The sequence below is a fragment of the Enterococcus sp. 2G9_DIV0600 genome (genome assembly GCF_002140615.1).
Taxonomy (GTDB): Bacteria; Bacillota; Bacilli; order Lactobacillales; family Enterococcaceae; genus Enterococcus_D; species Enterococcus_D innesii.
The window spans coordinates 152,663-172,297 of sequence record NZ_NGLL01000002.1 but is presented as its reverse complement, the minus strand read 5'-3'; the positions used below and the strand labels follow the sequence as shown (position 1 = coordinate 172,297).

The following is a 19,635-nucleotide window of genomic DNA, read 5'->3' as shown; positions in this document are numbered from 1 at the left end:
TCGGAAAAAATAGGTACACTGTTGCTGATCAACAAAAAAAAGAACTTCAGCCCTCTCGCTGAAGTTCTTTTTTGATTCATTTTATTCAGATTCTTTCAATAAAGCTTGTACGACCTTACGACGACGATACAGCTGTCTTGTTTTCCAGCTGATAAAGCCGATGAGTAAAGCGAGCCAAGAAATGATCGTCAGCCATAAAGCTCCGTCGAAAAACCAAGGTGCGTCATAGTCAACGACTAAGACATTCTCCCCTGCTTGCTGTTGGACAGAAACGGCACCAATAGCACTCAAAGAGACATCTTTCTCAGTTAGTGGCTGCTGATTGAGGGTCAATTCAGTATATCGGTAATTGATGATCGGTAACGCCTTCCACGCCTCTTGATCACCTTGCCAACGTAAAGTAAGTTTCCCGTTTTCCACGGTTTTTGCCACGGTATCATTTTTTTCAATGATTTCTTCCCCGTACAAATTGTACTTGTTCTTCTTGGTCTCTTGATAGAGGGGCAGATAATCTGGGGTAGAACGTTGATACAGCGCTAAGGCTAAGGACTTGTCTTTACTAAAATAGGCTTCCTTCAATTGCGCTTCAGATTCCGCCGAGAGATAGGTGTGGTTTCGCAGTGAAACCGCCGCTTCATCGGAGTGCCAATCCTGCATTTTGACCGTGTTTTGGATCAGGATTTGACCAACACTCAAGACTAAAACGAGGACGAACCAACGCGGATTTGCCAATGGCTTGCCCCGATAATAAGGAACTAGCAGGCACAAACCGACTAAGATCAAAATCGTGGCCGGAACAAAGAACCGAAAAGGAAATTGCAGTAAATTGATCACACCATTGTCCAGACTGCCTAGCCATTGCCAAGGAACAGCGTTCGATGATAAAACGAAAAAGACTCCTGCAGCTACCGTCATTAATTTGAAGCCACCAGATAGTCGAGGCCATACACGGATCGCACCGCAAAAGAACAGGGCACATAAGATGGGTAGCAGGTACGGAGTCGTCCACCAATAGCTACTGGTTCCAGTAATGGTATTGTTCTGCATGTTGCGATTCACAAAAGGCGCGATCAACGTGTTACTCGTATAAAGATCCAACATCCCTAACCAAATATTGGCGGTCAGCAGCAAGAAGATCCCGATCGCTCCTGCTAAGCGCAGCACCAATTGTCGTTTTTCTTCGCCGGAAGTCCCAACAAAAAAGGCGCGTAAGAAAAAGGGCACATATAAGAGCACTAACAAGATGCTTGAAAACACATGGATTTGAAATAAGACCGCCACGGAAACTCCTACCGCAAAAGGCCGCAACCGTTTATGTTCCCCTAGTGCGATCAGTGGAATCAGGCACAGCGGCAGCACAGCCGCCCCCCAAGCAGAAAAGCCCTGCCGCTCAATCCAATACTGGACAGAATAGGTCGCCATAAACAGGATGCTCATCCCCACTGACAGCCAGCCATTGACTCGTAATTTCTTTAATAAGCCAAACATCGAAAACCCTGCTAGCAGATAGAGCAGCCCATTAGCGAGCAGCTGGTAAGAAAACCACGAAGGACTCAGCAAGACCAGCAGTCCTTGGAAGTAGGCAAAAAAGGGACCATATAATGCATTGACGATACGAGCAGATTGCTGAAACCCGTAGATAGAAAGAAAATATTGAAAATTGCCCTCTTTGATCTGCTGGCTAGTCTCATAAAAACGATTGAAGTGAAAGACCACATCAGAGCCCAAAATCATGCCTTGGCCTAAGATCTGCGGTAATAAAAAAACACCACTCATTGTAATCAGAATCACCACTTGCCAGAAAAGCGGCTTTTGTACTATTTTTTGTTTCAAAAAAAAACCTCCTTGCACCTTTTCGGTACGCTCATAAAAAGAGTACCAGATAGGGACGAGGAGGGGAAAAAGAAAGCTTAGTGAAAAGGGATACATGGTAAAAATTTAACCAATTACTAAACTTTTCTAGGTTTTAGGTGGTCGTTTCTTTGCTTTTTCTCAAATTTATTGGGTGATCGTTTGCCAGCTTTCCAGTAGTTCGCTTAAAAGCGGGACGACCGTCTCTGCAGGGGCTGCCTCTTTTTGGACATTGGCACTGACCAGCTGATCGTACATATAGCCATACAGCTGATCGAGATCTTCAGCAATAGCGCCGCCTTGCTCACGGTCTAAAGAGACCCGTAATTCCAATAAAATATTCTGCGCCTTGACAAATTGCTGATGGGCTTGGCTCAACTCTTCTTTTTCCAATGCGATCACTGCTAATTTGATATTTTTGATGGCTGCTTGCAACAGCATTTCAATCAGCTTGTTGGGGGAGGCACTCATTACTTGGTTCTGCAGATAGTTGTTTTGCATTTTTTGATAATTCATCTTTTTTTCCTCACTATAAATCAAATTCGACGAAGGCGGCACTGTCTTCTTGCTGCAAATACGTTTTGACAAGATTGTTTTTGCGGTTCAAACGCCCCAATTCTTGTTTGATCTCTTGCTGCTGGGCTTTGACCTGGTCTAAGAACGCTTGATACGCTTGGATCACTTGTTGCGCCAACGCACTGGTTTGTGGACTATGGCTCTGTTCTTCTGCTTGCATGGCTGCTATGACCGCTGCATTGGCTGCCATCAAACGACTGGCTTCCTCGCTGTCGCCGCGCCATTGGGCAAAACCAGTTAAGATCTGATTCAAACGTTCATCTAATGATACGTGTGGCTCCATAGGTTGTTTCCTTTCATGTTGACGAGGGTCTCTTATGCGAATGAAAAAAATGACTGCTTTAATCGGCTATCCTGCCTAGTTTGACGTATTGGCAAACTGATTGCTTAGGTAGCTCAGCTGATTTTCAGCCTCCATCATCACGGAGTCTAATTTGGTGAACATTGTGATGTAACGTTCTTTTTTCATTGCTAAAATATCATCAAACCGTGTGATCTGCTTGTTTAAATCCTTGATGGTACTGTCATAGGTCGCAGATTTGGTGGCAATGATCCCTTTATTGGCTGAAGTATTGACGACATAGCTGTTGGCTAATTCTTTTAGGGCTAGTGTATAGCCAGTCTCTTTCGTGCTCGCAGTGCCATCAGCTTCTTTGGTTTTCGTACTTGCATAAAAGAAAGACTTCACAGCAGCGGGGTCTTCCGCTAAGGCTTCTTTTAGCTTTGTCGTATCCAGTCCCAATGTACCATCATTATCGACGGTGGAGATGCCTAGCTTATTGGCGGTCAGCTTTGAGCCGCTGACGGCTGGAATGGTGATCAAATTTCGCAATTGGGTCTGTAGACGGGTCAACGCACTGTCTCCCACCAAGGTCCCCGTCTTGTTGTTTTCACTACTAGGATCTCCCACGGTCAAATTGTCGCCGATAAAACTCATCAAGCTATTGTATTGATCGACTAATCCTTGCACTGCATCAACGACTTTCGAGGTATCATTGGCTAAAGAAAGCGTCACATGCTCCTCGCTTTTTTTCGCTAACGTCAGCGTGACACCATCGATAACATCCGTCACACTGTTGCTGTCGCGAGTGATCTTCATGCCGTCTAGCTCAAAAATAGCCGGTTGGCCTTGCGTCGTTGCCGCAGTTGAACCGATCCCTAACCCTTCGGCGGCATTGCCGTCGATCAAAAAGTTCTTGTCGCCCATTTTGGTATTCGTTAAAATCAAACGGTTATCCACGATGCTCGCCGCGACGAAGGTCGTCTTGCTTTGGCTATTGATCTTGGCTGCCACATCTTTTAAGCTGTCTTCGGCCGTGATCTCGATCGAAGCGGTGATCGGTTTGCCATCTTCATCGACTTCCGAACTGGTCAATGACAGCTGACCACTGACATTTAGGGCCGTTTTGCTGCTTTGAGCTACTTGACTCCCCGTCACCTTCGTGGCGGTTGCTAGTTGGTTGACTTTTAGATCATAGGTGCCTTCTGGAGCTTCCGTTGTTCCTGCAATTGAAGCGATGCTGCTATTGGTGGTCGTCGCTTTTTTCGTTTGATAAGCATCATCTTTTTGTAATGCATCGACTTTTGACAAAAAGTTAGACAAGCGAGTGCTGATATCACTCCACGCCGTTTTTTGTGCTTTTAGCGACGTGATTTTATTCTCAGCGCGGGTCTTGTTGATCGCATCTGCCGCCAATAATTTTTCAATATCTTCTGAAGTCACGCCAGAATAACTCCCTAGCGTTGTACTGATTCCTGAACTGCTGGTTACACTTGCCATGTTTTCATCCCTTTCGATCGACCGCGATGCCCATGTCATCCCATATTTTTCCAATCACATCTAGCATGTTGGCGGGCGGGATCTCTTTGATCACTTCGTTGGTCTGCATATCCACTAAACGCACCATCGTACGCCCTGTGCGCTCATGTACTTCATAAGCTAATTTCATATCTTTGCCAAGTAGTCGCTGATTCACTTCCGCCACGGAGGCTGCGATCTTGTGCTGATCGGCTACTGAAAAATAGTGGATCGGTGGTTCGGTTGCCACTGTCCGTTCCTTTTTCTCCGCCAGTTTCCCCTCTTGCTGTTGCGGCTGAAGGTTAGCGGTCTCTTGATCTAGGGATTCGATCGGACGTGTTTTAGCGACCGACGCAACGGCTTCGATCGGGTGTATTCCTGACATTGGCTGAATATCCATCAGAGCTTCCTCATTTCTAAACGTTTTTGTGCTGCTATGTAAAACACAAGAACTGCGCTTCCCCTAGGCAGTCCTTGTGTCAGTGGTTCACTTGATCAAAAATTATCCTTGTAACAAGCTCAATACGCTGTTAGGCATTGAGTTTGCTTGTGCCAACATTGAAGTTGCTGCTTGAGAAAGGATGTTGCTCTTCGTAAAGCTCATCATTTCTTGCGCCATATCAACGTCACGGATACGTGAGTTTGCTTCAGATAGGTTTTCTTGTGTTGTACCTAAGTTGTTGATTGTGTGTTCTAGACGGTTTTGCGCCGCACCAAGATCCGCACGTTGTGCAGAAACTGCTTTGATCGCTTCATCGATTTTTGTGATTGGGTTGTTTTCAACGCTGACAGTTGCCGCTGCTGCTTTGCCTTCATCAGAAGCGGTAAATGTTGCTAAAGCATCATCGTATGTTTTTTGAGCTGTTGCTTTTGCTGTATCATCCGCTGCTGTATCGATGGCTGTTTGTAATTCAGCAACTGTTTTACCAGCTGCCGCATCAACTGTGCCGTCCGCTGCATATTTTGTTGTAGCATCTGCTTTGAAGGCAGTCGCTACTGCTTTATCTTTTGCTGCAGCAACAGCTTTAGCATCGCTTGTGTCAATGGCTTGTGTTAAATCTAAGCCTTTTACTTTCAAGGCAGATGAGCTCATGTTGTTGATTGAAACGCTCATTGTTTGGTTTGCGTTGGCACCGATTTGGAAAGTGAATGATTTCGCATCATCGCCTTCACCAGTTAACAAGCTTTTTGTATTGAATTCAGTGGTATTGCTGATACGGTCGATTTCATCAGACAATGCAGTGTATTCTTTGTTGATCGCACTGCGGTCGTCATCACTTAACGTACCGTTTGAACTTTGAACCGCAAGATCACGCATACGGCCTAAGATGCTGTGGGTTTCATTTAATGCACCTTCTGCTGTTTGGATCAATGAAATACCATCTTGTGCATTGCTTTTTGCTTGTGACAAACCGCCGATTTGGCCTTTCATTTTTTCAGAAATTGCTAAGCCAGCTGCGTCGTCGCCAGCTTTGTTGATGCGTAAGCCTGAAGATAATTTAGACAAAGAATTGCTTTTAGAAGCATTTGCTGCCGTTAGGCGTGAGTAAGTATTCAATGCTGAAACGTTTGTATTGATTCTCATGTGTAGTTCCTCCTAATTTTTATTCGCTAAGGTTTCCCTCTGCTACTATTTATCGGAAGAAACCGTTCAGGGTTAAGCCTTTTTTCTAAAAAAAATAAAAAACTTTTGCTCTCAGCAAAGAACAAAAGTTTTTGGGTTAATTTAAATAATCTAGAATGGACATCTGCATGATCTTTGTTCCCATCGCTAATGTTGAACGGTAGGCAGTCATTTGATTTTGATATTCCATATACTTTTCCGCAATATCGACGTCTTGTTTGTTAGACAGTGTTTCGGTCAAGTTCAGCTTTTCCGTCTCATTTCGACCAGCTGCCGCCTCCAAGCGATTGTAGAGGGTGCCGATCTGCGCCCGTACATTCACCACATTAGTGGCATGCTGGTCATGAGCGGTTAAAAGCTCGCCCCCTAAGGCATCTTTATCATCACTGCGCAACGCAGACAATAAATCATTGAAGTAGGTGCTTAAATTTTGGGGATCCGTAGCGGTGCCCGTCTCGTTCATCAGTCGATCACCGCTGGCTAACAGATCCACCGAGACCCCGTTTGCGATTTCTCGCGGCAAGTCTTCGCTGGTGCCATTGTATTTGATACCGACGATGGCGTCATTTTCTTTGACGATCTCAAAAGGCGCCGTCGTCGTATTCGTTCCGCTAAATAGATAGCGGCCATCAAAGTTGGTATTTAATGATTCAACGATGCCTTCGATCTCTTGCTCAATCTCTGAACGATTTGCCCCTAATTCCTCACTGCCGGCTGTCGCATTGGCAGAAGATTGAACCAATGAGCGAATCCGTAGCATCGAGGTACTGACGCTTTCTAAAGCAGAATCTTGGGCTTTTGTCCAAGAAATACTGTCTTTGATCGTATTATTGTAAGTTTTGTTTTGATTTAACGACACATTGAGATCCATGATTTTTGAAACCAGCAGTGGATTATCCGAGGACTTGCTGACTTCTTTCAAGCTCGATAGCTGATTCAACGTGGATTGGACTTTGGAGGCGTTGGTTCCTAGATTTCGTAAAAAATCATTGTAGGTGATTGAATTGGAAATACGCATGGTCTACACTCCTGTTCGATTGATCAATGTGTCTAACATTTCAGAAACGACCGATAATATGCGGGCATTGGCCTGAAATCCTTGTTGGAAACGAATCACATCTGACATTTCTTCATTTAATGAAACCCCAGACACCGATTGATTTTTGTATTCTAGTTGATTCAGCAGCGACAATTGGGCACTGACTGTATTGTCGGCTTGCTGTTTTGAGATCCCGTTTTTGGTGACGATGCTGTTAAAATAGCTGCTGACACTCATGCCAGATGCTGCATTGGCAAACGTCAATGTCTCAGAATCAAAAGAAGCGATCGTCTTTTCTGACAACGGGAAATCCAATTTGGCACTGCTGAGTTTCGCCATTGCAGCAGCTCTTGAACCATCTCCTGCTGCATTGCTCGTTCCGCCGGTCACCAGACTTGGGTTATCTAACAGTGCTTGGCTGACCCGAATCGTCGTCGCTGTGCCGGTATCATCTTGGCCGATCTCAAATAGTCCGCTTGTACGAGAAGCGCCGCCGGTAAAGACCATGTTCATGGCTTGCGCGATCGTCGTCGTAAAGTTGTTCAATTCCGTCAAGCGGCTGCCGATTTCACTAGATGATGCTTGCAGGCCACCAATCGCGCCTTCTTTGATCGGCAATTCTGTATAGGCGGTGTCGCCATTGTCGGTGGTTTTCGTCAACAAGACGGTTCCTGCTGGATAAGACCCTGTGATGGTTTCGGCAGGATTCAAGGCGTTGCCGTCTTTGGAAACCAAGGCGCCTGTGTCGCTTTGTCCCACCACCACACTAAGGGTATTGCGTTCCTCCGCACTTAAGATCGTCTGTCCGCTCATGGATACAAACCCACGGCCATATTGATCGGTCTTGGTTTCGATCCCTGCTAGACCCGAGAGATCTTTCAACAGACTGTCTCGACGATCTAAAAGATCATTGGGTGTCTCACCACTCGTCGTCAACCCATAGATCTGTTCATTCAAGGATTGTAGCTGTTTGACCTTCTCATTGAAGTCCAGCGCGGATTTTTCGATGGTATCCAGCGTATCGCTTTGCAACTGCGTCATTTGTTTGCCCATTTGGTTGATGGTATCGGCAAACGTACTGCTGTTTTCCAGCACGAGGGTCTTAGACGTATCCAGTTCAGGATTGTTGGCTAATGCGGTCCAAGAATCAAACATCGTTGCCAGCTGTTTGGACAGTCCGTTGTCAGAAGGCTCATTCATTAAACTTTCCAGCTGTCCTAATATGTCTGCTTTTTGTTCATAATATGTATAGGTAGAATTGGCATTGCGTACTTGTCCAATGACAAAATCATCGACGATCCGTTCGACACTGCCGACTTTCACACCCATACCGATGCTGCCGACACCCGCTAGATGGTAAGACGCTTCAGCTTGCAAGTTGACTCGTTGTCTTGAGTAGCCGTCTGTATTGGTATTTGCAATGTTGTGGCTGCTGGTTTGCAACGCTGCTTGATTGGCGGTCATGCCCCGGGTTGCGGTGCCTAATGAACCAAATAGTCCTGTCATAGAAGTACTCCTTACATTTTTTGATCGATGATCGCTGTTGAGACTGCTTGTTTTTCTTGATATTTCGAATAAGTATTTGCCGGTGTCTTGATATTTTCTTTGACTGCATCCATCAAAACAGTTTGGAAACTAATGGCTTGTTCCGTCAGCAGGAGATTCTCGGCTTGCTGCACTTGGATCTGGCGGATGAGTTCTTTGATCGCCACTGAAAGAGTTCCTTCATACGTGGAAAAAACGGGTACGAAGGCGGTTTTTTTCTCGACGAGTTCTGGTAATTTTTCTGCTTGATTTTTGATCAAGCAGGTCTTTTCTTTTTGCAGCAACCGCAAGAACTGCTGTAGCTGACGCTCAAATTCCCGTTCTGTCATCTAGTCGACCTGCTTTTCATCTTGTTGCAGCATTTTATCGGCGATTGTTTCGGCAGATACTTGGTAGGTGCCTTCTTTGATCGCTCGTTTCAATTCTGCCACTCGTTCACTGCGACTGGCTATTTGATTGGCACTCTTTTGAATGGCTTGAGCTGTTTCGGACAATTGAACATCGACGGTTTTTTCTGTCTGAGCAGCAGTTGGCTTTTCTTGTTTGACCGCTTCACGTTTGATGGCCTTGTCGCTGTATTCTGCGTACCCTCTTTCGATTTTCATAGGTTCTCCTCCGTTCTCATTCTTCTACCCTCTACTATCGGTCAAATCACAAAAAAGTTAAACCCATATGTTTAACTTTTTGCGATTTCTTCAAATTAATGCAAATTGTGGATGCGTTGTTTTTGCGAAAGAATGTTGGTGATCCGCACACCGAAGTTTTCATTGATGACCACGACTTCCCCAGTGGCGATCAGTTTGCCGTTCAACAAAATCTCTAGCGGTTCATCCGTCAGTTTTTCCAGTTCGATGACGGACCCTGTATTGAAAGATAAAATGTCCTTAATGGTTTTTTTGCTGCGGCCTAACACGACACTTAGATCCAATGGCACATCAAGGATCAAGTCCAAATTATCCCCATCGCTCACTCCGCTGGAGGTCAATGTTTGAAACGCCGGTTTGCTGACTTCTACGGGCTTTGATGCAGCCGCTGGTTCTGGCGTAGGTGCAGCAACGGGTGCCGTTGGCTGCGGTGTTGGTGTTTCCCGAGTAACGACAGTCGCTTCATCGGACAGCATCGCACTGGCGATATCGTTGACCACAGGATCCGTAAAAATCTGCATGATTTTGCTTTCGATCAGACCTTCGACGCGCAAAGAAAACGAGATACAGTAAATCTCTTCCTCTGCCTCGATCCCGCTATACTCAATGTTTTCTGGTGTCTCCCATAGTTTGACGATCGGCGGCAAGATATCCACTTTGCGGCTGATCATCGTTGCCATCGAAGTCGAGGCAGTCCCAATCATTTGGTTCATGGCTTCTGCCACAGCACTTAGCTCTAATTCCGTAAATTGAGTGTTGCTGGTTTCACCAGTTCCACCCATCATTAAATCGGCGATCACGATGGCATCTTTGACTTCTAACAGCATCAAATTACTGCCTAAAAGGCCTTCTTTAAATTCAACTGTCGTCGCTACTTTTGGTGCAACGAGGTCGTTTAAGATCTCACCAAATTTGATTTTAGACACCCGGGGAGTCGTGATGCTGACCCGACGATCAAGAATGGAAGACAACGTCGTCGCCGCTTGCGACATGGAGATATTGCCAACTTCGCCGATAATATCGACTTTGACTTGCTCTTCTAATCCTTGCGGCTGGGTTGGGGCACTTTGATTCAACAATGCATCGATTTCTGCTTGGGATAAACGTTCACTCATAGTTCTTGCTCCTCTTCTAACTTGTCTAATAATTCAATGGCTAAACGGTCCTCTTGCTTCCCAGGTTTTGCTCGGAAGTAAGGTTTTCCATCGATGAAGGTCTCTAATGGTTCAGTGATTTTTTTGTCTAGTTTGATGACATCGCCTTCTTCTAAGTGGAGAAACTCAGAAAGACTCATTTGAGCATGGCCCAGCAGAACTTCTAGATTCAATCCGACGCCATTCAAACTTTTTTGCAACTCGCGGCTATCGTCTTGGTTGACGGGCTGATTGCTATCAAACCAATTGCGGAAACTTAATTTATCAATGATCCCTTCAAAAAAGACATAGGGGATACATAGATTGATGAAATGTTTCACTTCAAAAATTTTGATAGTAAAGGTCACTAATACGACGGGTTCGTTGGGCGACATGTTTTGCATCAATTGCGGATTCGTATCGATTCCATCCAAAACTGAATCCAAGGCAACGATGTCCTTCCAAACATTTTGGTAGACCCGTACAAATTGTGCTACTACTTCTTCCAAGATCGCTGTTTCAATATCAGTAAAACTTTTTTTCTCGCTAAAATCCATTTCGATCGGCTTGTTTTGATAAACATCCAAGCCGCCGCACAACAACTCCACCAACATCATACACAGTTGTGGGTTCATCTCGATCATCTGGATCCCGCTCAAAGGCTGAGAATGAAAGAGCCCCAACAAAGTAAATTTTGGTATCGAATGGATAAATTCGTCATAACTGACTTGTTCGATAGCTGCCAACTGCAAAGAAACATTGGTTCGCAGTTGGGTAGAAAGCATGCTGCTGCTCATCTTCGAGAAATCCTCGAAGATCATGTGCAGGGTATTGACGTATTCTTTCGACAGCTTTGTTGGTCGGCGAAAATCGTAGGCTTTCACTTTGGCTTGTTTGTCTTCTATCTCAATAATTTCTTGATCGATCTCTCCGCTGCTCATCGCATTCAACAATAAATCAATCTCTTGCTGCGTCAATACCTGATCCACACTAATCCCCCATTTTTTAAAAAATCATGTGATCGATTTGAATCACACTGGCTACTTTTTCACCGATCGTCACGACCCCAACGGCATGTTCTGTCTCTTGATTGCCCAGTTGGATATCGTCTTCAGTGATATCAAGTACTTCAATTACTTCTTCTACGAGGACCCCTTTGGTCTCCTCTTGCTTCTTCATGATCAATATGTTTTTTTCGTAGGCTGGTTCCATGATGGGAATCAATTTTGCCAAACGAATCACCGTTACGACAGACCCCCGCAGATTGATCAACCCTTCCACCCACTCCGGTGCTAATGGCACCTTCGTAAAGGAAGGGGCATCAATGACCTCGTCCACCGAGTCCGCCGAGATCAAATAGTACTGCTGGGCCATTTTGAAAAGAATCATCTGCATGTCGCTATCCTCCTAGGCATTAGGCAAAGGCTTTGTCGATGGCAGTGATTACGCGGTCCGTGTCAAAGGGCTTCACGATAAAGTCCACCGCACCGGCGCGAATCGCATCCATCACCATTCCTTGTTGTCCCATAGCACTGCACATCACGACTTTGGCCTGCGCATCAAATGTGCGGATCATTTTTAATGCCTCTAAGCCGTCCACTTCTGGCATCGTGATATCCATAGTCACTAAGTCTGGTGTCGTTGCTTGGTATTTTTCAAAAGCCTCTTGGCCATTTTGGGCTTCCCCCACGACTTCATAGCCGTTTTTTTCTAAAATATCCTTTAATTTCATGCGCATAAATACCGCATCATCCACGATCAATACTTTTTTTGACATTGTATTTGCCCCTTTCAAATTCCTAATGAATCAAATATGTTTTCTAGTACACCGATTTCTGGAATCAAAAATAACGATGCCTCTAATGTTTCTTTGGCGTAGACGAACTCATTACGAATCACCATCACCTGCTCATCATACTGAGCCATCGCCAAATAGATGGAGCTGATCGCTGCGCCAAAGAAATCATAGCTGGCGCTTGGTAAAGACGCACTCAGCTGGGTTTCCAACAGTTGCCCGATCGCGATCAAAAAAGAATTGGTAAGGATGTTGGTCAACTCATTGATGACCGATTGCTTCAACTCTTCTGACGGATCGCTTTCTTGGATCATCAACTGACGCAATTTTGCGGCGGATTCATCCGTTAAGACAAACAAGAAGATCCCTCGAAACGCCCCTTCGATCTGGCTCATCACCACATGGACTTCTTTGTCTTCCGCCATGATCTGCTGATACAGGTCCTCATACGCTAGAATCTCGACTTCCGGTACCCGCATGTCGATCGGTTGTTGGACGAGCTTTGATAAACTCGTCGCAGCGTGACCACCGCCGATATTGATCAGTTCTTTTAGGCCATCGATCTGCAGCGCTGTATAGCTCATAAGCGGTCATCCTTTTTTTCCTGACAGATGGCATGAATGTCTAGGATCAGTGCGATCGAGCCGTTGCCCATAATCGTTGCTCCTTGATAGCGATTCAGCTTTTGCAGCAATGGATCGATTTTCTTGATGACGATTTCTTGTTGACCGATCAGCTCATCTGCCAAAATGCCGTGAAACTGCTGGTCATTGTTGACAATGATGGCGAATTTTTTCTCAGATGGATCGCCTTCGATCGCTAAGAGTTGATCGGTCCGAACCAAGGGAATCAACTCCTCTTGAAAACGATAGACTTCATCTGAGACCGTCTGGATGATCTCTTCTTCTTTGACCATCACCACGCGTTCGACGAGATTTAATGGGATCGCAAAGGTTTCTGCTCCGACGCGAACCATCAACGCTTGAATGATCGACAGAGTCAATGGCAATTTGATCACAAACTGCGTGCCTTTATTTGGCTGACTCTTCATTTCGATCGTGCCCCCTAATTGGGTGATCTTCGATTGCACAGCATCCATCCCGACACCGCGCCCAGAAATATTGGTCACTTCTTGCGCCGTTGAAAAACCAGGATGGAAAATCAGCTGCTGCAACGCTTCATCGGAAAGGCCTTCCGTTGCTAAGCCTTTCTTTTCAGCACTTGCTTTGATTACTTGCGGATCAAGGCCTTTGCCATCATCCTCTAAAGTAATGATCACGCGATTGCCTTCTTGATAGGCCGCCAAGCGAATCGTGCCCTTGCGCGGTTTGCCCAGTTTTTCCCGAACATCGGGTGCTTCGATGCCGTGATCGACAGAATTACGTAACAGATGGACCAGAGGTTCGCTCAACTCAGAAACCACTGTTTTATCCAATTCCGTTTCTTCCCCAAAAATGACAAGTTCCATTTCCTTTTGCAGTTCATTGGATAAGTCCCGAACCATTCGTGGAAAGCGACTAAAGACGACATTGACTTGCTGCATGCGGATCCGCAAGACCAAATCTTGCAGCTCAGAGGTCAATCGCGAAACTTGCTCTAAGGGGTCTTTGACTGCTTCGATGTTTTCCCGCTCACTGACATCTTCCAATTGATTGCGATAGACCACCAATTCGGACACGAGATCCAAGAATGAATCTAAGCGATTCAAGTCGACTCGGATCGATTGATTTTGGGCGGACGCATGATGCGCGGGCGCCGGCGATTTTTCTTTCGTTTCTGTTGTCGCTTGTTGAAGAGCAGAAGTCTCTGACTCTGGGGTCGGCACTGGTTGAAGCAGCTCTTCTGCCTCCTCCAACACAGCGGCTGATGGATCAAACGGTGCCACCACGAAGGCTTCGATCTCACTATTGCTGGCGATGTTTTGCTCGACATCAGCCAGTGTTTGCTGCGTCAAATACAGCAGTGAAAAATCTGATTCAAAGGTGCCTTCTTCGAGTGTTTGGGCATCTGGTTCTGTATAAAGAACATCCCCTGCTTGGCCAAGCTTTTCCATGATCAAGAAGGCACGAGCACCTTTTAACATGGATTGGGCATCTAAGCGAACAGCAATTTGGACCGCTTGATAGCCATCTCCAGCCGCTTGCTCGATCACATACAGATCAGAAGGATCGATCTGTTGAAGCTGTGGGGTTAACGCGCCCACTGCGGTGGGGTTTTGGCTTACTTCTGTCTCGGTTGATATACCGCCAGAATGTTCCGTTTGGTCAAGTTCGGCCAATAAATCGGCAATTTGAGCTGGCTGCAGGTCGCGTTCTTCCCGCAAGTCCTCCACAAGTTCTGACAGGCGATCCAGACATTTGAAAATCAATGAGATCGATTGCTGGGTCACTTGCAAGGTCCCAGTTTTAAATAACTCAAAAATATTTTCCATTTTATGGGTCAGCTGCGTCATGACGTCATAGCCCATCGTTGCCGCCATCCCTTTAAGGGTATGGGCAGAACGGAAAATATCATTCAGCAAGGCGCTATCTTTTGGATCGTTTTCCAATTGCAAGACATGATCATTCAACTGTGCTAAATGATCGTCTGTTTCTTCAAAGAAAAGGGTACGATAGACACTATTGTCATCCAAATGGGTCCCTCCTTTACAAAATTATACTTTTTGATAGATAAACGAATCGATTTTCTTGAGGCCGAATTGTTCCGCAAAATTGATCGTTTCTGTCGCTCCCGTAAACAAAATGCCCCCTGGGACCAATGCATCGCTGAATTTTTGATAGACGGCATCCCGAGCATCACTTTTGAAATAAATCGTCACATTGCGGCAAACGATCACATCAAAAGGCCCATTGTACGGGTCTTTCAAAAGATCGTGTTGCTTAAAATGAACCCGCCGTTTGATTTCTGGTTTGATCTGAAACTGGTTCTTTTCTTTTGCATCAAAAAAACGGGTACGTTCTGCCGCTGAGACATTCCGCAATTCGTGGTCTCGATAGAGTCCTTGCTTGGCTTTTGCCAAAATTTGCGTATCGATATCGGTAGCCAAAACATTGGCTGCGGCAATTTGGTTTTTTTCTAGCAGCATCGCGATCGTATAGGGTTCTGCCCCAATCGAACATGCGGCACTCCAAATTTTGGGCAGCGTGGTTTTCGGGAGAACAATGGTTTTCAAGACGCGTTCAAAAGCGTCAAACAGTTCTTTGTTGCGATAAAATTCCGTTACGTTAATGGTGATATGGGCTAAAAAAGCCGCCCGCACCCCGTCATCGCCTTCGATCAATTGCTGGTATTCCCTCAACGTTTTTGCCCCGCTGTTTTCCATGATCGTAAGGATGCGGCGCTGCATTTGATTTTCTTTGTATGCGGCTAAGGGAATCCCTAATCGGCGATCCACCCACGCATTAAATAAGGCAAATTCTTCTTCCATCTTCTTCACCTGACCATCTGTGCAATTTTTGCTTCAATGCCCTGCAATGGCAGGACTTCATCCACGACTCCTTGTTCAATGGCATACCGCGGCATCCCAAAGACTGTACACGTTTCTTTGTCTTGAACGATCGTATAGCCCCCAGCCGCTTGGATCTGTCGTAAGCCAGCGGTGCCGTCTTTTCCCATCCCCGTCAAAACCACTGCCGCTAGTTGCGGGCCATAGTAGTCAGCTGCTGAGGAAAAAAGATAATCGACGGTTGGCCGCGTCCCATGCCGTTTTTCTCGCTGGTCCAGCTGCAGGTGCCCTTGTTGGACCGTCATGTGGTAATCCCCTGGACAGAGATACACTTGATTTTCGATCCGCATGCCGTCGACTGCTTCTTGTACTCGGACGGTTGTCTCTGTGTCTAAGCGTTTTGCAAAGGAAGCCGTGAAGCCCGCTGGCATATGCTGAACGATCAAAATCGGGCAACGCAAACGTGCAGGCAGACGGCGAATAATTCCCAGCAAAGCACGTGGTCCGCCTGTTGAAGCACCAATGACTAGCGCATCAAGTGATACCGGCAAGCTGTTTTGTGTCAGCTTAGTGGGCTGGGCAATCGTTGGTACTGGCGGGTGAACCGTACCGACTTCATGATCCATCGCCAAAATCTTTTGATGAAATTCAGCGATCCATTCTTTTTCGATCATCGATAGACTGACGGGTTTTTCCACAAAATCTCGGGCGCCAAGCGCCAAAGCCTCAATCGTGGTTTCTTGATTGGTTAATGAACTAAGCATGATGACGGGAATGGCTGATTGCTGTTTCATCCTCCGCAAGGTCTCTAATCCGTTCATCACTGGCATCTCCACATCCATTACTACCAAATCGATCGCTTCTTTGGTCAGATAGTCCAATGCTTGTTTGCCATTGCGGGCAGCGACGGTCACCTCGATATCAGGCAGCTGATTCAATAAATCTGTCACTACTTTCCGCATGAATGCCGAATCATCGACGATCATTACTTTTTTCATGTCCCTGTACTCCTTTTACAAATAAACGATTTCTTGTTTGACTTGCCGAACCATGGTCTTGAAATCCTGAAGATCTACGATCATCGTTCGACCAGCGCTGCCGCCAACATGTTTGGCTACGATCGGAATGTTTAGCCGAGCCAAGACTTCCTCGACGGCTTCAATATTGCGCTGACCAATATTGCTGGCAGCGTTAAGCGTCTGGAACTGAAACATATTGGCGCCGCCAACGATTTTCGCTTGAAAGCGAGGCCGACGGATCTTTTGTTCCAGCTCAGCCACCATCGCTGGCAATGCCAAATCCGCAAACTTCTCGGGCTTGATTTCCCGCTTGTGCAAAAAAGGCTGACTATCTGGCAGCATAATATGACTCAAGCCGCCGATATGACTGGCTTCATCGTAAATGATCGTGCCGATGCAAGAACCTAAACCCACCGTGATCAAACGCGTTGGCGCTTGGGCGATCTTATACTCCGAGATCCCCACATGCAGTTCCTCATTCACGGTCATCATTGTCATGGTCTTTGGCGGCTGCCAATTCCTCTGTCTGATAGGCGTCTAACTCCGCCGTCATCTCAGCGGCTTGTTCATAGCTGAAGAGAAACGGCAGCTCCAATGCCAACACAAGTTCATCGTCTTTTTTCAGAAAGGCTTCGATATAGTTTTGCTTGAGTCCTGATGTATTTAGTTCCGCATTGCTAGGACTTTCAACTAGCGGTAAAATGCCGACGATCTCTTCCACGTAAAGGCCGATCGCCTGCTCTTGCCAGTGACACAACAAGACCACATTTTGCCCAGTTTCCGGTGTAAATTCATCAAACAGCTTTTTGCGGATGTCAATGATCGGCACCATCGCCTCTTCAAAAGGCTGGATCCCCAGCACGAAATCCGCCACTTCTGGCAGCTGGGTAAAAGGAGCAGCCTCAATGACTCGTACCACATAGTCGATACGCAAGGCAAAGAGTTGTTGATGACTTTTAAATACAACGTATTGTTCCATTGGCGTCACTGCTCCTTTTTAGAATTTGAAACTATCCACTTGGAATTTAAGGATAGTGGCGATCGTTTCGATCTCTTGCACATTCCGCTCAAAGTCTTCGATGACTAAGTAGAAGTCCTCTAAGTTTGCCGTTACTTCTTGGGTGCCGGCAGAGGTTTCCGAAACAGCAGCCGAAATGTTGCTGACGGAAACTTGAACCATGTCTTTTTTCTCAACGATCCCGGTAATATGGGCTTCCACGGCTTGAATACTTGAAACCAATTTTTCGACAATATCAGAGATCTCATTGGCTGACTCGATCGCTTTGTTGATATTGTTGGTTTGTTTTTCGCCGCTTTCAAAGGAATCCGTCACTGCAGAGACCACTTTTTCCGATTTTTTGCGGATCGTTTCAATGATCGAACGAATGCTTTTCGTTGATTGACTGCTTTGTTCCGCCAAGCTACGGACTTCTTCCGCAACGATGGCAAACCCTCGGCCCGCTTCTCCAGCTCGAGCTGCTTCAATAGATGCATTCAATGCCAGTAAGTTGGTCTGATCAGAAATGTCATTGATCAGCTGAACGATCTTACCGATGCTTTGGACATCTTCGTTCATGTCGTTCATGCTTTCCACTAATTCCGCTTGGTTTTGCCGTTCGATCTCCCAGCTTTCAAATACATGGAACATCATTTCTGAATTGTGGACATTGCTGCTTTGGGATTGACCGACATAGCCATTCATCAATTCGATCTCTTTGTGGATCTCTTCGATACTTAAGGCTAGCTCGTCCATATCAAAGGAGGTTTGTTCCGCTTCGGAGGCTTGTGAACTAGTGGCATCTGCGATGGCATTCATCGTCTGACGCACATTTTCAATTGAATTTTTGGCATTTTTTGAGGTTGTCGTTAGGCCGCCTACCATTTTTTCCATTCGGCTGCTTTCTTCGTGCATGCCAACGATCACCGCTTTGAAGGTGTTTAAAACCCCTTGAAAACGATTTTGAACTTGCCCAAAAAGGGAAGTTTGGTCGCTGCTGCCGATCTCATCGATATGCGACAGATCGCCAGAACCGACTGCTTCTAGTTCTGTCAACAACGTATCCATGCCCGAGTGGGTCTCTTTTTTTACCAAATAGGTCATTCCTACTAACACTGCGATTTCTAGCAGCAATACGATCACTGAAAAAATAAAGAAACTTTTTGCTGCTTGTCCGTCTCCGTGGGTGCGGATCACGAAGAAATAGCATCCTAATAATACGATCAGGGTAAACCCTAGCGGAATCAACGCCGCCAAACGGATTTTTTTGATGATAGCTTGTACCTTCTTCTTCATAACAGTATCCTTTCCTATGCAAAATGATCAGTCGTGCTGTTTATCAAGATTCGCTCTTCACTTGATAATCGTTGGGTCACTCCTTCTTTATCCGATTATGAAAACAATCTTCTAGTTCTTTAATCGGATCTTTTGCTAGAAAAGTTAAGCATCTTCACCAGACATATGTATCTTTTGGATCAGCAAAGCGCGTATAGCCGCCTTGGTATTCATCACGAACCAGACGACCGTTTTGCAGCTCGACTACCCGATTACGGACCGTATTGACCATCGTGCTGTCGTGGGTCGCCAAGAGGATCGTGGCACCGACTTGATTGATCCGCAAGAGTAGTTTCATGACTTCAACGGCTGATTTCGCATCCAGATTGGCGGTGGGCTCATCGGCGATCAAGACTGCTGGCTCTGTGACGATCGCCCGCGCGATCGCTACTTTTTTGCGCTGTCCCACGGAAAGCTCCTCGGGATAATGATCCTTTTGAGGAAACATGCCTACCAGTTGCAGTGCTTTGGCGGTTTTTTCCTGACGCATCTTGCGGGGAGTGCCTAGTACTTGCAGCGCATAGTCGACGTTTTTGGCAACCGTCAGATAAGGAAGCAAAAGGTCTTCTTGTCCGACGATACCGACTTGTCGTCGAACCATATAGAGATGACGGTCTTTGAGTTGTTCCAACAAGACATTGCCGACTTGGATAGAACCAGCCGAAAGCTCTTCTTCTTTCAAGAGCAATTTGAATAAGGTCGATTTGCCCGCACCGCTAGGACCCACCACATAGATAAATTCTCCTTGAGGGATCGCAACAGAAATATCGGCCAATGCCAACGTACCATTGCTGAATTTTTTACTGACCCTGGTTAAGCGAATCATGTTCTTTC

At 46.0% G+C, this 19,635-nt stretch carries 22 protein-coding genes; all 22 read right to left on the bottom strand.

Features of this window, described 5'->3' with window-relative positions; all coding sequences use genetic code 11:
* Positions 1-81: 81 nt before the first annotated feature.
* The 22 genes from A5870_RS14345 to A5870_RS14240 all read right to left on the bottom strand — a co-directional run bounded on the left by A5870_RS14345 (position 82) and on the right by A5870_RS14240 (position 19,627).
* Positions 82-1,833, bottom strand: a complete 1,752-nt coding sequence (locus A5870_RS14345) for a hypothetical protein (protein WP_081117666.1) — start codon at positions 1,831-1,833, stop codon at positions 82-84.
* A gap of 165 nt (positions 1,834-1,998) precedes the next feature.
* Complete coding sequence (gene fliS / locus A5870_RS14340; protein ID WP_008376567.1) at positions 1,999-2,367, bottom strand: flagellar export chaperone FliS; 369 nt, start codon at positions 2,365-2,367, stop codon at positions 1,999-2,001.
* A gap of 13 nt (positions 2,368-2,380) precedes the next feature.
* The gene (locus A5870_RS14335) at positions 2,381-2,710 is read right to left on the bottom strand and encodes a hypothetical protein (protein ID WP_081117664.1); all 330 of its coding nucleotides are present in this window, start codon (positions 2,708-2,710) and stop codon (positions 2,381-2,383) included.
* A gap of 75 nt (positions 2,711-2,785) precedes the next feature.
* Positions 2,786-4,207 (bottom strand): flagellar filament capping protein FliD, encoded by a 1,422-nt coding sequence (fliD, locus tag A5870_RS14330; protein ID WP_077453099.1) that lies wholly within the window; start codon positions 4,205-4,207, stop codon positions 2,786-2,788.
* 4 nt (positions 4,208-4,211) lie between these two features.
* A complete protein-coding gene (locus A5870_RS14325; protein ID WP_077453101.1) occupies positions 4,212-4,625 on the bottom strand; it encodes a flagellar protein FlaG in 414 nt (137 codons plus the stop codon).
* Positions 4,626-4,727: 102 nt separating this feature from the next.
* Positions 4,728-5,810 (bottom strand): flagellin N-terminal helical domain-containing protein, encoded by a 1,083-nt coding sequence (locus tag A5870_RS14320; RefSeq protein ID WP_005226642.1) that lies wholly within the window; start codon positions 5,808-5,810, stop codon positions 4,728-4,730.
* A 136-nt stretch (positions 5,811-5,946) separates the two neighbouring features.
* Positions 5,947-6,867: a flagellar hook-associated protein FlgL gene (gene flgL / locus A5870_RS14315; RefSeq protein ID WP_086293587.1), complete on the bottom strand. Its 921-nt coding sequence runs from the start codon at positions 6,865-6,867 to the stop codon at positions 5,947-5,949.
* Positions 6,868-6,870: 3 nt separating this feature from the next.
* Complete coding sequence (gene flgK / locus A5870_RS14310; RefSeq protein ID WP_016619540.1) at positions 6,871-8,394, bottom strand: flagellar hook-associated protein FlgK; 1,524 nt, start codon at positions 8,392-8,394, stop codon at positions 6,871-6,873.
* 11 nt (positions 8,395-8,405) lie between these two features.
* Positions 8,406-8,762, bottom strand: coding sequence for a hypothetical protein (locus tag A5870_RS14305; RefSeq protein ID WP_016609029.1), 357 nt, complete (start codon positions 8,760-8,762; stop codon positions 8,406-8,408).
* Complete coding sequence (gene flgM / locus A5870_RS14300) at positions 8,763-9,038, bottom strand: flagellar biosynthesis anti-sigma factor FlgM (RefSeq protein WP_086293585.1); 276 nt, start codon at positions 9,036-9,038, stop codon at positions 8,763-8,765.
* A 95-nt stretch (positions 9,039-9,133) separates the two neighbouring features.
* Positions 9,134-10,192, bottom strand: a complete 1,059-nt coding sequence (gene fliY, locus A5870_RS14295; protein ID WP_086293583.1) for a flagellar motor switch phosphatase FliY — start codon at positions 10,190-10,192, stop codon at positions 9,134-9,136.
* Positions 10,189-11,199 carry a flagellar motor switch protein FliM gene (gene fliM, locus A5870_RS14290; protein WP_005232756.1) on the bottom strand — a complete coding sequence of 337 codons (1,011 nt, stop codon included), beginning with the start codon at positions 11,197-11,199 and terminating at the stop codon, positions 10,189-10,191. The genes fliY and fliM overlap by 4 nt, the downstream gene beginning before the upstream one ends.
* Before the next feature lie 16 nt (positions 11,200-11,215).
* The gene (locus A5870_RS14285) at positions 11,216-11,605 is read right to left on the bottom strand and encodes a chemotaxis protein CheW (RefSeq protein WP_005232757.1); all 390 of its coding nucleotides are present in this window, start codon (positions 11,603-11,605) and stop codon (positions 11,216-11,218) included.
* A gap of 19 nt (positions 11,606-11,624) precedes the next feature.
* Positions 11,625-11,987 carry a response regulator gene (locus A5870_RS14280; RefSeq protein ID WP_003129084.1) on the bottom strand — a complete coding sequence of 121 codons (363 nt, stop codon included), beginning with the start codon at positions 11,985-11,987 and terminating at the stop codon, positions 11,625-11,627.
* A gap of 14 nt (positions 11,988-12,001) precedes the next feature.
* The gene (locus A5870_RS14275) at positions 12,002-12,589 is read right to left on the bottom strand and encodes a chemotaxis protein CheC (protein WP_005226634.1); all 588 of its coding nucleotides are present in this window, start codon (positions 12,587-12,589) and stop codon (positions 12,002-12,004) included.
* Positions 12,586-14,637 (bottom strand): chemotaxis protein CheA, encoded by a 2,052-nt coding sequence (locus A5870_RS14270; RefSeq protein ID WP_086293581.1) that lies wholly within the window; start codon positions 14,635-14,637, stop codon positions 12,586-12,588. The genes A5870_RS14275 and A5870_RS14270 overlap by 4 nt, the downstream gene beginning before the upstream one ends.
* A gap of 21 nt (positions 14,638-14,658) precedes the next feature.
* The gene (locus A5870_RS14265) at positions 14,659-15,432 is read right to left on the bottom strand and encodes a CheR family methyltransferase (RefSeq protein ID WP_005226631.1); all 774 of its coding nucleotides are present in this window, start codon (positions 15,430-15,432) and stop codon (positions 14,659-14,661) included.
* A 5-nt stretch (positions 15,433-15,437) separates the two neighbouring features.
* On the bottom strand, positions 15,438-16,448 hold the full coding sequence (locus tag A5870_RS14260) for a protein-glutamate methylesterase/protein-glutamine glutaminase (RefSeq protein WP_016609024.1): 1,011 nt from the start codon (positions 16,446-16,448) through the stop codon (positions 15,438-15,440).
* Between the two features lie 15 nt (positions 16,449-16,463).
* Positions 16,464-16,961 carry a chemotaxis protein CheD gene (locus A5870_RS14255; RefSeq protein ID WP_005232766.1) on the bottom strand — a complete coding sequence of 166 codons (498 nt, stop codon included), beginning with the start codon at positions 16,959-16,961 and terminating at the stop codon, positions 16,464-16,466.
* Entirely contained in the window at positions 16,945-17,448 is a 504-nt protein-coding gene (locus A5870_RS14250) for a chemotaxis protein CheW (RefSeq protein ID WP_086293579.1), read from the bottom strand. The genes A5870_RS14255 and A5870_RS14250 overlap by 17 nt, the downstream gene beginning before the upstream one ends.
* Positions 17,449-17,466: 18 nt before the next feature.
* Positions 17,467-18,762, bottom strand: a complete 1,296-nt coding sequence (locus A5870_RS14245) for a methyl-accepting chemotaxis protein (protein WP_005226627.1) — start codon at positions 18,760-18,762, stop codon at positions 17,467-17,469.
* 154 nt (positions 18,763-18,916) lie between these two features.
* Positions 18,917-19,627: a cell division ATP-binding protein FtsE gene (locus tag A5870_RS14240; protein WP_086293577.1), complete on the bottom strand. Its 711-nt coding sequence runs from the start codon at positions 19,625-19,627 to the stop codon at positions 18,917-18,919.
* Positions 19,628-19,635 lie beyond the last annotated feature (8 nt).

What these genes read in the sequence shown, in the direction of transcription:
- A5870_RS14275 (WP_005226634.1), bottom strand. Translation starts at nt 12,589, where the DNA reads ATGAGCTATACAGCGCTGCAGATCGATGGCCTAAAAGAACTGATCAAT.
- A5870_RS14255 (WP_005232766.1), bottom strand. Translation starts at nt 16,961, where the DNA reads ATGATGACCGTGAATGAGGAACTGCATGTGGGGATCTCGGAGTATAAG.
- A5870_RS14250 (WP_086293579.1), bottom strand. Translation starts at nt 17,448, where the DNA reads ATGGAACAATACGTTGTATTTAAAAGTCATCAACAACTCTTTGCCTTG.
- A5870_RS14325 (WP_077453101.1), bottom strand. Translation starts at nt 4,625, where the DNA reads ATGGATATTCAGCCAATGTCAGGAATACACCCGATCGAAGCCGTTGCG.
- A5870_RS14305 (WP_016609029.1), bottom strand. Translation starts at nt 8,762, where the DNA reads ATGACAGAACGGGAATTTGAGCGTCAGCTACAGCAGTTCTTGCGGTTG.
- A5870_RS14245 (WP_005226627.1), bottom strand. Translation starts at nt 18,762, where the DNA reads ATGAAGAAGAAGGTACAAGCTATCATCAAAAAAATCCGTTTGGCGGCG.
- A5870_RS14335 (WP_081117664.1), bottom strand. Translation starts at nt 2,710, where the DNA reads ATGGAGCCACACGTATCATTAGATGAACGTTTGAATCAGATCTTAACT.
- flgL (WP_086293587.1), bottom strand. Translation starts at nt 6,867, where the DNA reads ATGCGTATTTCCAATTCAATCACCTACAATGATTTTTTACGAAATCTA.
- A5870_RS14285 (WP_005232757.1), bottom strand. Translation starts at nt 11,605, where the DNA reads ATGCAGATGATTCTTTTCAAAATGGCCCAGCAGTACTATTTGATCTCG.
- A5870_RS14260 (WP_016609024.1), bottom strand. Translation starts at nt 16,448, where the DNA reads ATGAAAAAAGTAATGATCGTCGATGATTCGGCATTCATGCGGAAAGTA.
- flgM (WP_086293585.1), bottom strand. Translation starts at nt 9,038, where the DNA reads ATGAAAATCGAAAGAGGGTACGCAGAATACAGCGACAAGGCCATCAAA.
- A5870_RS14240 (WP_086293577.1), bottom strand. Translation starts at nt 19,627, where the DNA reads ATGATTCGCTTAACCAGGGTCAGTAAAAAATTCAGCAATGGTACGTTG.
- flgK (WP_016619540.1), bottom strand. Translation starts at nt 8,394, where the DNA reads ATGACAGGACTATTTGGTTCATTAGGCACCGCAACCCGGGGCATGACC.
- fliS (WP_008376567.1), bottom strand. Translation starts at nt 2,367, where the DNA reads ATGAATTATCAAAAAATGCAAAACAACTATCTGCAGAACCAAGTAATG.
- A5870_RS14280 (WP_003129084.1), bottom strand. Translation starts at nt 11,987, where the DNA reads ATGTCAAAAAAAGTATTGATCGTGGATGATGCGGTATTTATGCGCATG.
- A5870_RS14265 (WP_005226631.1), bottom strand. Translation starts at nt 15,432, where the DNA reads ATGGAAGAAGAATTTGCCTTATTTAATGCGTGGGTGGATCGCCGATTA.
- A5870_RS14320 (WP_005226642.1), bottom strand. Translation starts at nt 5,810, where the DNA reads ATGAGAATCAATACAAACGTTTCAGCATTGAATACTTACTCACGCCTA.
- fliY (WP_086293583.1), bottom strand. Translation starts at nt 10,192, where the DNA reads ATGAGTGAACGTTTATCCCAAGCAGAAATCGATGCATTGTTGAATCAA.
- fliD (WP_077453099.1), bottom strand. Translation starts at nt 4,207, where the DNA reads ATGGCAAGTGTAACCAGCAGTTCAGGAATCAGTACAACGCTAGGGAGT.